Source organism: Flavobacterium hungaricum (genome assembly GCF_015182285.1).
Classification (GTDB): Bacteria; Bacteroidota; Bacteroidia; order Flavobacteriales; family Flavobacteriaceae; genus Flavobacterium; species Flavobacterium hungaricum.
Genome location: NZ_PRDM01000001.1, coordinates 1,321,060 through 1,334,301 on the forward strand (window position 1 = coordinate 1,321,060; position 13,242 = coordinate 1,334,301).

A 13,242-nucleotide genomic window follows, 5' to 3' on the forward strand; every position below is an offset into this window, starting at 1 on the left:
ATTCGTGAATTTGTGGCAAAAAAGCACAGTACTACAGCTTTTACGCGAATTTATAAACTAATTGCTTTTTTGATTTTAGAAAGTAATCTCATTGTTTCTTTAATAATTATATTCATCTCAGTATTTGAAAAAATTCGTATAATTTCTAGTAAAAAAATTAGTCTGCATAATCAAATTAAAATTCGTGAATTCGTGGCAAAAAAGCACAGTACTACAGCTTTTACACGAATTTATAAAATAATTGCTTTTTTGATTTTAGAAAGTAATCTCATTCTTTCTTCAATAATTAAAGAAGATAACTCAAGGTTTAAAATTTGAGTTTTTATGTATTTCGATTTGTTTGAATCATGAGAAATATCCATCTCAGTATTTGAAAAAATTCGTATAATTTTTAGTAAAAAAAATTAGTCTGCATAAGCAAATTAAAATTCGTGAATTTGTGGCATAAAAGCACAGTACTCCAGCTTTTTTGTTTGTTTTATAGGTAAAATTCCTACGGTAATCAATTTTATCCATGTTTTTGATGTATTAATCCATTTTGAAACGTGTATGTAATTCTATTTTTGTCTTCTAACTTTTAACTATTTAACATTATGAAAAAGCATATAGATACAGACAATCCGTTGAATAATTTAGATGAGTGGGAAGATGATTTGCTGATGCGATATCCAGATCCATCTGAAGAGCATGCAAAAGAAAAACAGAAAGAAGAATTCAGAAATTATGTCGATTCGGATAGAGTAGAAACCGTTAAGGAGTTTTACAGAATAAACCACACGTATCAGACTTATGATTTTGTATGCAGTAAAGAACAGGATTTTCTGCAGTTTAATAGAAAAGAAATGTCAATCTGGGAAGCTGTTGAGTTTTTAAACACGCTTGTAGACGACAGTGACCCAGATATTGACTTAGACCAGACGCAGCACCTTTTACAAACTTCAGAAGCCATTCGTGCAGACGGTCATCCGGATTGGTTTGTATTGACAGGATTTATTCACGATTTGGGTAAAGTTTTATGTTTGTTTGGAGAACCTCAGTGGGCCGTGGTAGGCGATACGTTTCCGGTTGGATGTGCGTATTCAGATAAAATCGTGTATCCAGAATTTTTTAAAGAAAACCCGGATTTTACAGACGAAAGATTCAATACCAAATTTGGTGTTTACACAGAAAACTGCGGACTGGATAATGTAAAAATGAGCTGGGGACACGACGAATATTTGTACCAGATTATGAAAGATTATTTACCAGATCCAGCTTTGTACATGATTCGTTATCATTCATTTTATTCGCAGCACAAAGAAAATGCGTATACTCATTTAATGAATGAAAAAGACATCGAAATGTTTGACTGGGTTCGAAAATTTAATCCGTACGATTTGTATACAAAAGCGCCCGTAAAACCAGATGTCCAGGCATTACTTCCTTATTACAAAGAATTAGTTGCGAAATATCTGCCGGAAAAATTGAAATTCTAGAAATATCAAAAATTTCGCCTGAAAGCTATCTAAAACCAAAATAATGCAGAAAACCACAACCAAAATATTTTTTATAAGCCTTTTACTGCTTGTTACGGCAGGAATTTCGGCTCAGGAAAAAGACCGCAACGATTGGGAAAATCCACTGGTATTTCAAATTAACAGAGAACCGGCCCGCGCTGCTTTTCTTCCTTATGCAGATGAAACTTCGGCTGTCATCGACCACTATGAAAATTCACCTTGGTATTTTTCTTTGAACGGAAAATGGAAATTTTCTTGGTCGCCAACTCCCGATCAGCGTCCAAAAGATTTTTATAAAACGGATTTCAGTACTTTGCATTGGAACGAACTTCAGGTTCCTTCGAATTGGGAACTGCACGGTTATGGCGTGCCGATTTACACCAATATCACGTATCCATTCGAAAAAAATCCGCCTTTTATCAATCATTGGGATAATCCTGTCGGGTCTTATAAAAGAGATTTTGTACTGCCGGAAAATTGGAAAAACCGCCATGTTTTTCTTCATTTTGAAGCAGGAACAGCTGCCATGTATATTTGGGTAAACGGACAAAAAGCTGGGTATACCGAAAACACTAAAAGTCCAGCTGAGTTTGATATTTCGAAATATTTAAAACCTGGAAAAAATGATGTAGCGATAGAAGTGTACAGATGGAGCGACGGTTCGTATCTGGAAGATCAGGATATGTGGAGACTTTCTGGAATTGACCGAAATGTGTATTTGTACAGCACAGACCATGTTCGTATTGCTGACTTTTTTGCGAAACCAGATTTAGATGCTCAATACAAAAACGGAAGTTTGAATGTAGAAGTAAGTTTAAAAAATCTGACTTCGACTGCCGTTAACAATCAAAAATTGACCGCAAAATTGGTCGATGCTTCTGGAAAAAATGTTTTTACTAAAGAATTGAATGTCAATTTTGAACCTTCAAAAATTCAGACTTTAAATTTTGCTCAAAATGTTTCCAGTCCGAAATTGTGGAGCAGTGAAAATCCGAATTTGTATACGTTGCTTTTGACTTTAAAAAATGCAAAAGGAGAACTTGTAGAAACGGTTGGAACCCAAATCGGATTTAGAAAAGTAGAATTAAAAGGCGGTCAGTTATTGGTAAACGGCGTCCGCTTGATGGTTCACGGTGTCAATATCCACGAACACAATCCTGAAACGGGGCATTATCAGGACGAAGCCACGATGATGAAAGACATCAAAATGATGAAGCAATTGAACATTAATTCAGTTCGCTGCAGTCATTATCCAAACAATATTTTATGGGTAAAACTTTGTAATAAATACGGTTTGTTTTTGGTGGACGAAGCCAATATCGAAAGCCATGGAATGGGAGTGGAAGGACAGCCTTTAATTTGGATGAATCCCAAAACGAATCCGGGTTTTCTTCCAGAATGGCGAGAAGCGCATTTGGATAGAATTTACAGTTTGGTAGAAAGAGACAAAAACATGCCGTCGGTCATTCTTTGGTCTTTAGGAAATGAAAGTGCCAACGGACCAGTTTTTCACGAAGCTTATAAATGGATTAAAAAAAGAGATAATTCTCGTTTGGTTCAGTTTGAACAGGCAAAAGAAAACGAAAACACCGATATCGTTTGTCCGATGTACCCAACGATCGAATACATGAAAGAATACGCTTCACGAAAAGAAGTCAGCCGTCCGTACATTATGTGTGAGTATTCACATGCGATGGGAAACAGCAGCGGTAATTTTCAGGAATACTGGGATATCATTCGCGGCAGTAAAAATATGCAGGGTGGCTTTATCTGGGATTGGGTTGATCAAGGTTATAAAAGAAAAGATGAAGCTGGCAGAGAATACTGGGCTTACGGAGGTGATATGGGAAGTCAGAATTATTTGAATGATGAAAATTTCTGCCATAACGGATTGGTTTACGCGGACAGAACACCGCATCCCGGCGCCTTTGAAGTGAAAAAAGTCTATCAGGATATTTTGTTTAAGGCAGTTGATATCAAAAACGGACTCATCGAAATTAATAATGATTTTGGTTTTACAAACCTGAATAAATACAATTTCAGATATGAAGTTCTGGAAAACGGAAAAGTAATCAAAGAAGGAACATTTGCTGTTGCTTTAGCTCCGAAAACAAAAAAGCAAGTGAAGGTTGATCTTCCAAAAATAGAATCAAAAGAAGGAAAAGAATATTTATTGAATGTTTTTGCTTACACGAAAACAGGTTCTGAATTACTGCCTCAAAACTTTGAAATTGCCAAAGAGCAGTTTGTAATTGAAGACGGTAACTATTTTTCAAAATCGGAAAATGCTGGAACTTCAAAAGTTCAGGACGAGAAAGATCAGTTTGTTTTGACTTCGGTTGATGTTACCGTTAAAATCAGTAAATCTACCGGATTGATTTCGTATTACAATATCAAAGGCGAAGAGTATTTTAAACAATATCCCGAACCTAATTTCTGGAGAGCGCCGACAGATAATGACATCGGAAACAAAATGCAGATTAGAACCAACGTTTGGAGAACCGCTGGGAAAAATACATCTTTAGAAAGCATTGAACAAATTGAAGAAAACGGAAAAAAATATATCGTTGCAAAATTAAAACTAAACGATGTTGCTTCTGATTATACCATCAAATATGCATTGGCAAATGATGGTGCTTTAGAAATTCAGGCTTCTTATAAAAAAGGAAATAATCCAGTGCCGGAATTACCGCGTTTCGGAATGATTTTCACTTTAAAAAACACATTAGAAAATCTGGATTATTACGGAAGAGGGCCTTTAGAAAATTATCCGGACAGAAAAACCTCTTCGTTCAAAGGAATTTATAACAGTAAAGTTGCAGACCAATATGTGCCTTATACACGCCCACAAGAAAATGGATACAAGACCGATATACGCTGGTTTAGATTGTCAGGCAGCAAAGCAAACGGCCTGGAGATAAAAGGTCTGCAACCTTTAGGAATGAGTACTTTGAATAATTATCCGAGTGATTTTGATGGAGGAATTTCGAAAAAGAATATTCATTCCAGCGACATCACCCCAAGAAATGAAGTTGTAGTCTGTGTTGACTTGACCCAGCGCGGACTTGGAGGCGATAACAGTTGGGGATTGCCGCCACATGAAGAATATCAATTAAAACGAAGCGAATACAGCTACGGATTTGTTATTAAACCAATTTTTTAAAGTGTTCAGTATATTATAGTGTCCAGTGTTCAGAATTTTAGTTTTCAGTACTGTTAGGTTTAAACTGAACACTAAAAAAATTGTACTCACCACTAAATAACACTGACCACTGATTACTAACTATCAACTGACCACTAAATGAGACTGACCACTAAATAAGACTGACCACTAAAAAACTGACCACTGATTACTAACTATCAACTGACCACAGAATACTAAAAAAAATGAGTAACAATACAACTGGAAGATTAATTTCTTTAGATGCCCTGCGCGGTTTTGTGATGTTTTGGATTATGAGCGGAGAGCACGTTATTCACGCTCTTGCCAAAGCAGCCCCGATTCCGGTTTTTATCTGGATGTCGTCGCAATTGCATCATGCCGAATGGAACGGAATCACATTTTATGATATGATTTTTCCGGTTTTTCTATTTGTAGCGGGAGTTTCAATGCCGTTTTCCTTAGAGAAGAAAATACATTTGGCAGGCGTAAAATCGGCAGAGGATTTACCTAAAGAAGAAAAGCGAAAGATCTATTTATCCATGCTCCGAAGAACCGCTGTCTTACTGATTTTAGGATTTGTAGTGAATGGATTATTGCGATTTGAAGGTTTAGATCATACCCGTTTGGCAAGTGTTCTGGGAAGGATCGGACTGGCTTGGTTTTTTGCTGGGATTATCTATTTGAATTTTGACTTTAAAAAACAATTAATCTGGTTTTTTGGAATCCTGATTGGATATTACGCCGCAACGAAATGGATTCCAGTTCCTGATTTTGGAGCAGGAGTTTTAACCAAAGAAGGTTCTTTAGAAGGATATATCGATCGTTTACTTTTACCGGGCAGACTGCACAGCACAGTTTACGATCCCGAAGGAATATTTTCGACGCTTCCTGCAGTTTCGACCGCTTTATTAGGTGTTTTTGTCGGCACTTTTTTAAAAGTAAAATGTTCTTTTTCAATAAAAATACGACTGTTATTAATGGCTTTAACAGCTGTTGTGCTGATTATCGCAGGTTTGATTTGGGATAGTAGTTTTCCAATCAACAAACATTTATGGACAAGTTCTTTTGTATGCTTTGTGGGAGGTTTCAGCATTTTGTTTTTTGTCTTTTTTTATGTGATTATTGATTTATTTGGTTTTCACAAATGGGCATTTCCGCTAGTATTGATTGGTTCCAATTCAATCCTAATTTACATCGCATCAGAAGGTTTAGTCGATTTTAAACATTCCGCAGATTATGTTTTTGGCGGACTTATACAATTTACACCATTGATCTGGCAGCCTTTTTTTGCTGCTTTATCGGTAACCGTTGTCCAGCTTTTACTGCTTTACTTTTTATATAAAAGAAAATGGTTTCTAAAAATTTGATGCATTAAATTTTAAAATACATTTTACTATCTAACCACAACTAACCACACCATTATGAATGTATTACAAACCGCAGATTACATTGTCTTCTTTATATACTTTGTCATAGTGACCGCCTATGGAATGTATATTTACAGAAGCAAAAAAACAGCTGCAACGAGTTCAAACGAATATTTTTTAGCAGAAGGCTCCCTGACCTGGTGGGCAATTGGCGCTTCTTTGATTGCTTCTAATATTTCAGCAGAGCATTTTATCGGAATGAGCGGTTCGGGTTTCGCGATCGGATTGGCGATTGCTTCTTACGAATGGATGTCTGCCGCTACTTTGATTATTGTAGCCATGTTTATCCTGCCGATTTATCTTAAAAACAGAATATTCACTATGCCTCAGTTCCTGGCAAAAAGATACAGCGGCACCGTGAGTACGATTATGGCCATTATTTGGCTGTTGATTTATGTTTTTGTTAATCTAACTTCTATTATTTATTTAGGCGCGTTGGCGATTTCGTCCATAGCTCCGATAAGCTTTCAGTTTTGCGTAATTGGTTTAAGTTTATTTTCGGTTATTGTGACTTTGGGCGGTATGAAAGTGATTGGTTATACCGATATGTTTCAAGTTATCGTTTTGATTTTGGGCGGATTAGTAACTACTTATTTGGCTTTAACATTACTTTCGGATCAGTTTGGTTTTGGAAAAGATATCCTAAAAGGACTTGCCGTTATTGCAGATCAGGCGCCAGATCATTTGCACATGATTTTAGACGAATCAAATCCGCATTATACAGAACTGCCGGGAATGTCGGTTTTGGTTGGAGGAATGCTGATTAACAATCTCGCTTATTGGGGATGCAATCAATATATTGTTCAGAGAGCTTTGGGAGCCGATTTAAAAACAGCCCGTAAAGGAATTTTATTTGCAGCGTTTCTAAAATTATTAGTGCCAATTATCGCCGTTCTACCCGGAATTGCCATGTTTGTAATGCATCAGAACGGAGCATTTCAACAGGAGATGGTCGATGCGGCAGGCGTTTTAAAACCAGATCATGCGTATCCAACTTTAATGAATTTACTTCCGGCGGGATTAAAAGGTGTGGCTTTGGCGGCATTGACAGCGGCAATTGTAGCCTCTTTAGCAGGAAAAGCCAATAGTATTTCAACCATTTTTTCTTTAGATATTTATAAAAAATACTTCAATTCGCAGGCATCAGAAAAAAAACTGGTTCGCACCGGAAGATGGTGTGTAGTAGTTTGTATGATTATTGCAGCTTTTGTGGCTCCGGCTTTAAAATCTCTGGATCAGGCATATCAGTTTATACAAGAATATGTTGGGTTTTTCTCTCCAGGCGTTTTAGCAATTTTCTTATTGGGAATGTTTTGGAAAAAAACAACTCCAACAGCTGGATTAGCTGGAGCATTATTGACAGTGCCGATTGCAGCGGTTTTAAAATTCCTGCCCATGTGGACAGAAGGCGCCTTTCCTGATTATCCTTTCTTAGACAGAATGACGATTGTTTTCTTCATTATTGTATTTCTTATGGTGGGAATCAGTCTGGCGAAACCAGTGTCGGAAGAAGAAGCCGAAAATCACGCGATAGAAGTTGATAATGCTATGTTTAAGGTATCACCAGAGTTTATAATTGGTTCGTTTATTATCTGTGGAATTTTGGTGGCGTTGTACACTGTTTTCTGGTAATATTTAGCAATTAGCCACAAAGCCAAGAAGGCACAAAGTTTTTGTTGTAAATAAGATTAAAAAGGTTTTTGTTTCACGCAGATTAGGCAAATTTTAGCTGATTTAATTTGATTTTTTATAAAATATCTGCAAGAGCAGCTTAAATCTTTTTTAAATCTGCGTGAAACAAAAAAACTTAGCGACTTTGCGAGATTAAAAAACATACACAAATGAAAAGAAATTTTATAATTACACTCCTTATCTTTTGCTTCTCGCTGACTGTTTCGGCGCAGAGGATATTTGATATTAAAAAATACGGTGCTGTAGGAGATGGAAAAACCTTGAATACAAAAGCAATCCAAAAAGCGATAGATGCTGCGAATAAAGGCAAAGGCGGAAAAATTGTATTTTCTAAGGGAACATTCCTTTCTGGAAGTATTGTTTTAAAAGATAATGTGGAATTGTTTTTTGAAGATGGAGCTGTTCTATTAGGAAGTTCCAATCCTGATGATTATCCGAAATACGAAGGAATCAGAGCTTTTATTATTGCATACAATTCAAAGAATATTGCGGTTAACGGAAAAGGAATTATAGACGGTCAGGGAAGAGAATTGGCTTTGGCCATTGACAGTCTGCATCATACAGGCGTGCGAATTGATCCAAAATACAATTACAGAAGAATGCGCCCCGAAGATGGAAGAGGAAAACTGGTTTCTTTTGTAAAATGTGATTCAATTACGATGACCCAGATTACTTTAAAGAATAGTCCGGGATGGACACAATGTTTTAGAGAATGCAAAAATATTGTCATTGATTTTATGAAAGTAGAAAGCAGAGCCTACTGGAATAATGACGGAATTGATATAGACGGCTGCGAAAATGTTCGAATTACGAATTGTAATGTAAATACAGCCGATGACGGAATCTGCTTAAAATCTGAAGTCCCTGGTTTGCACAATAGCAACATTTACATCGGCAATTGTACGATTCGATCAAGTGCCAATGCAGTGAAATTTGGTACAGGTTCTTACGGAAGTTTCAAAAATGTTACGATTGAAAATATCAAGGTTTTTGACACGTTCAGATCGGCGGTTGCGATTGAATCGGTTGACGGTGCTGAGATTGAAAACATTAAAGTTTCAGATATTACAGCTGTAAATACTGGAAATGCAATTCTAATTCGTTTAGGACATCGAAACGGAGAAAAAGCGGGATACATCAAAAATGTATCAATTAAAAATGTAAAAGTGCAAGTTCCGTTTGGGCGTCCAGATATTGATTACGATATGCGCGGACCAGAAGTAGATTATTTCCATAATCCGTTTCCGTCTTCGATTGCAGGAATTCCGGGGCATTCAATAGAAAATGTGACGTTAGAAAATATAGAAATCATTTATCCAGGAAAAGCATCAAAAGGCATGGCATATCATCCGTTAAGCCGATTGAAAGATGTTAAAGAAAACATCAACGGTTATCCAGAATTTACGATGTTTGGAGAACTGCCTTCGTGGGGGTTTTATGTACGCCACGTCAACGGAATTCAGATGAAAAACATCAAATTGGTTTTGGATAAAGAAGATTTTCGTCCGGCTTTTGTTTTTGATGATGTGAAAGATTTGACGATGGAGGAGATTGATGTTCCTTCGGATAAAATGAATCAGATTGTTTTTAAAGATGTTTCGGGAAGCAATCTTGACAATGAAGCTGCAAAAAGAAAAATCGAACCAGAACAGAATAAGTTTGAATTGCCTGCGCATTAAGAGTTGACCATAAAGACACGAAGTTTGTTTCACGCAGATTTTAAATGAAATCTGAAAAATCTGCGTGAAACAAAAAATAGCGATTCTACGACTTTGCGAGATTAAATAACAAATACTTAAAAAAAACTTAGTGCCTTAGCGTCTTTGCGGCATTAAAAAAACAAAATATAATGAAAAAGAAATCTATCATCGCACTCCTCATTTTCTGCCTTTCGTTCACCGTTTCGGCGCAAAAGATCTATGACGTTAAAAAATACGGAGCCAAAGGAGACGGAAAAACAAATGACGCAGCCGCGATTCAAAAAGCAATTGATGCCTGCAGTAAAACGGGAGGAAGGGTTTTAATTCCGGCGCCGTTTACTTTTTTGGCTGGACCGTTTGATGTAAAATCAAAAGTAGAGCTGCATATCGAAGCTGGTGCAAAATTACTGGCAAGTCCAGATGAAAAATTATATACCAAAAGCGCTTTCAGAAACAATCCGGGAGAAGGAACAATCTGGATTGGCGGCGAAAATGTCGAGGATTTTACGATTAGCGGCAGCGGCAAAATAGATGGAAACGGAATCTCGTTTATGGGCGAAGAACAGGAAGATGCTTATGTTCTGAAACCATTTAATGTCTTAGATCCAAGACCTCACGTTTTGACGATTATCGGCGGTAAAAACATAAGAATTCATGATGTCCATATCGGAAATTCAGCGTATTGGACGATTCATTTAGTGGGGTGTAACGATGTTGTAATCAGCGGTATTACGTTATTGAACAGCTTGAAAGTCCGTAATAGTGACGGAATCGATCTGGATCATTCTAAAAATGTCAGAATCAGTGATTGTTATATCGAAAGCGGTGACGATTGTATCTGTTTAAAAAACAGAAGGGAATTTGAAGAATTTGGTGCCTGCGAAAATATTACCGTAACAAATTGTACGATGACGAGCAGCAGCTGTGCGATTAAAATTGGTTCTGAAAATATGGATGCCATCAGACAAGTTGTTTTTAATAATTGTATCATTAAAAACAGCAATCGTGCTTTAGGAATCCAGAATCGTGATGAAGGAACCGTAAGCGATGTTATTTTTTCGAACATTATTGTAGAAAGTAAATTGAATACCGATACTTGGTGGGGAAAAGCAGAACCGATTTATGTAACGGCCTTCAGCAGAGCAAAAGGAAATCATAAAGATGCGAACTGGCGTTTTCCGAAAGGAGCGACAGAAGGAAAAGTGGGCGGAATCAAAAATATTTATTTCTCTAATATTCAGTGTACGGGAGAAAATGGGGTGTTTGTGAGCGGCGAATCAAAAGATAAAATTCAAAATATTGTTTTTGATGATGTGAGTGTTTTTATGACTAAAACAACTTCTTTTCCAGGAGGTTTGTACGACAGACGTCCGGCTAATGTGGAAGGTTTTGTCAAAGGAAGTACTTCGGGGTTTTATTTTGAAAATGCAGAACGTATCAAGGTTCAGAATTGTACCGTACAATGGGGTGAAAATAAACCGGATTATTTTAAATATGCTGTAGAAAGTAAAAATGTAGATTCTTTAATTATTACTAATTTAGACGGACAGGCTGCTTTTCCTGAAAAATTAGAAGCCGTAAAAAAATAAGCATCTGACTATTTCCAAAAAACTATGAAAAATAACCTCCTTTCTAAATCTATTTTAGGCTGTTTATTACTGAGCAGTCTTTATACAAATGCGCAAAAAACGGCTTTAGAAGTCGATGCTTCTAAAACAGTTGCCAAAATTCAGCCAACGATGTTTGGATTGTTTTTTGAAGATATCAATTTTGCTGCAGACGGCGGATTATATGCCGAAATGATTAAAAACCGCTCTTTTGAATTTGATAAACCAATGATGGGATGGGAACAGCCGAACACGAAAAGATCTTCTTTGAACAAAGAATCGGGCAGTGCTTTTCCGATTAATCTGTCGAAGGAAAAAAACAATTCTAATTTTTGCAGGGTTGAGATCAACAACGATAAAGGATATGCTTTAATCAACGAAGGATTTAGAGGAATAGGAGTAAAGAAAGATGCGCAATACAATCTTTCTTTAAAAGCGGCGAACCCTAAAGGCGCGATTAAAAAAATCATTTTTCAGTTAATAGATAAAGATCAAAAAGTGATTGGTGAAACGAGTATTGTTCCCAATTCTGAGCAGTGGAATACTTATACTTCACAGTTTACAGCGGTGCAAACCGAAGCAAAAGCAAAGTTGAAAATTACTTTTGAAGGAAACGGAACGATCGATCTGGATATGATTTCGCTCTTTCCAGAAGATACTTGGAAAGGTAGAAAAAACGGACTCCGTAAAGATCTTGTACAGCTTTTGTATGATGTAAAACCGGGATTTTTACGTTTTCCGGGCGGCTGCATTGTAGAAGGACGAACGTTGTCAGATCGTTATCAATGGAAAAAATCGATTGGAAATGCTGCGGAAAGAAAAACGATGATGAACCGTTGGAATGTCGAATTCAACCACAAACAGACTCCCGATTATTTTCAAAGTTTCGGATTGGGATTTTTTGAATATTTCCAGCTTTCTGAAGATATTGGAGCAGCACCGCTTCCGATTTTAAGCTGCGGTATGGCGTGTCAATATAATACAGGAGAATTAGCGCCAATGGACGAACTCGATCCCTATATTCAGGATGCTTTGGATTTAATTGAATTTGCAAATAGTGATGTCAGTACCAAATGGGGAAAACTTCGCGCGGATATGGGACATCCAAAACCATTCAATCTAAAATATATCGGAGTTGGAAATGAACAGTGGGGACCAGATTATATTGACCGTTACAAAGTTTTCGAAAAAGCTATAAAAGCAAAATATCCCAAAATCATAATTGTATCCGGAACGGGACCTTCTCCAGACGGCGAACATTTTGATTTCGCGATGACAGAACTTAAAAAACTCAATGCCGAATTGATTGACGAACATTATTACAAAAGTCCGCAATGGTTTAGAGAAAATGCAGGACGTTATGATAATTACGACAGAAAAGGACCAAAAATATTCGCAGGAGAATATGCGGCACAAAGTGTTTCAGGAGCTAACCCAAACAATAGGAACAATTGGGAATGTGCTTTTTCTGAAGCGGCTTTTATGACAGGATTAGAAAGAAATGCAGAAGTGGTTAACATGACCTCGTATGCGCCTTTGATGGCTCACGAAGATGCCTGGCAATGGACTCCGGACATGATTTGGTTTAATAATCTTCAATCGTATGGTTCTGCAAATTATTACGTACAGCAATTATTTTCAACGAACAAGGGGACAGATCTTTTGAGTATTACGCAAAATGGAAAAGCTTTAATCGGACAGAATAATTTGTATGCATCTGCGGTAAAAGATGTCAATACAAAAGAAATTATTGTAAAGCTGGTTAATACATCGACCTCCAATCAAGAGGTTTCGATTGATTTGAAAGGAGCAAAATTAGGTTCAAAAGGAAGTATGATTACCCTTGTAAGTCCGAATGTTCAGGATGAAAATACGTTTGCAGATCCGAAAAAAATAAGTCCGAAAACAAGCGAATATAAAATTACGAAAGGAAAACAAGAATTGAATCTTCCTGCGTATTCGGTAACGGTTTTGAAACTGAAAACGAACTAGTTAAATCTTTGGGACTCATTGTTTGTAAAAAAAAGAACACGGATTAGACGGATTTGCTGTCGCAAAGACACAGATTTACGCAGATTTTTTTATTTCTAAATATAAATCCGTTTTTGTCAGCGTCTTTGCGACAGCAAATCCGCTGTATCTGCGTCAAAATATAGA

At 36.8% G+C, this 13,242-nt stretch carries 7 protein-coding genes; all 7 read left to right on the forward strand.

What is annotated here, in order from left to right; translation table 11 throughout:
- Window positions 1-593 precede the first annotated feature (593 nt).
- The 7 genes from C4F50_RS05695 (at window position 594) to C4F50_RS05725 (ending at window position 13,077) form a co-directional block, all read left to right on the forward strand.
- Window positions 594-1,475, forward strand: coding sequence for an inositol oxygenase family protein (locus tag C4F50_RS05695; protein WP_193845448.1), 882 nt, complete (start codon window positions 594-596; stop codon window positions 1,473-1,475).
- A gap of 43 nt (window positions 1,476-1,518) precedes the next feature.
- Window positions 1,519-4,659, forward strand: a complete 3,141-nt coding sequence (gene lacZ / locus C4F50_RS05700; RefSeq protein ID WP_193845449.1) for a beta-galactosidase, LacZ type — start codon at window positions 1,519-1,521, stop codon at window positions 4,657-4,659.
- A 224-nt stretch (window positions 4,660-4,883) separates the two neighbouring features.
- Complete coding sequence (locus C4F50_RS05705) at window positions 4,884-6,026, forward strand: acyltransferase family protein (RefSeq protein WP_193845450.1); 1,143 nt, start codon at window positions 4,884-4,886, stop codon at window positions 6,024-6,026.
- 54 nt (window positions 6,027-6,080) lie between these two features.
- Window positions 6,081-7,718 carry a sodium/sugar symporter gene (locus tag C4F50_RS05710; protein WP_193845451.1) on the forward strand — a complete coding sequence of 546 codons (1,638 nt, stop codon included), beginning with the start codon at window positions 6,081-6,083 and terminating at the stop codon, window positions 7,716-7,718.
- Window positions 7,719-7,927: 209 nt separating this feature from the next.
- Entirely contained in the window at window positions 7,928-9,457 is a 1,530-nt protein-coding gene (locus C4F50_RS05715) for a glycoside hydrolase family 28 protein (RefSeq protein ID WP_193845452.1), read from the forward strand.
- Window positions 9,458-9,627: 170 nt separating this feature from the next.
- Window positions 9,628-11,067, forward strand: coding sequence for a glycoside hydrolase family 28 protein (locus C4F50_RS05720; protein ID WP_193845453.1), 1,440 nt, complete (start codon window positions 9,628-9,630; stop codon window positions 11,065-11,067).
- A 24-nt stretch (window positions 11,068-11,091) separates the two neighbouring features.
- Window positions 11,092-13,077 (forward strand): alpha-L-arabinofuranosidase C-terminal domain-containing protein, encoded by a 1,986-nt coding sequence (locus C4F50_RS05725; RefSeq protein WP_193845454.1) that lies wholly within the window; start codon window positions 11,092-11,094, stop codon window positions 13,075-13,077.
- The last annotated feature ends 165 nt before the right edge of the window (window positions 13,078-13,242 follow it).

Bases quoted from the DNA above. Each gene is read 5' to 3' on its own strand.
- C4F50_RS05695 (WP_193845448.1), top strand. From the start codon at position 594: ATGAAAAAGCATATAGATACAGACAATCCGTTGAATAATTTAGATGAG.
- lacZ (WP_193845449.1), top strand. From the start codon at position 1,519: ATGCAGAAAACCACAACCAAAATATTTTTTATAAGCCTTTTACTGCTT.
- C4F50_RS05705 (WP_193845450.1), top strand. From the start codon at position 4,884: ATGAGTAACAATACAACTGGAAGATTAATTTCTTTAGATGCCCTGCGC.
- C4F50_RS05710 (WP_193845451.1), top strand. From the start codon at position 6,081: ATGAATGTATTACAAACCGCAGATTACATTGTCTTCTTTATATACTTT.
- C4F50_RS05715 (WP_193845452.1), top strand. From the start codon at position 7,928: ATGAAAAGAAATTTTATAATTACACTCCTTATCTTTTGCTTCTCGCTG.
- C4F50_RS05720 (WP_193845453.1), top strand. From the start codon at position 9,628: ATGAAAAAGAAATCTATCATCGCACTCCTCATTTTCTGCCTTTCGTTC.
- C4F50_RS05725 (WP_193845454.1), top strand. From the start codon at position 11,092: ATGAAAAATAACCTCCTTTCTAAATCTATTTTAGGCTGTTTATTACTG.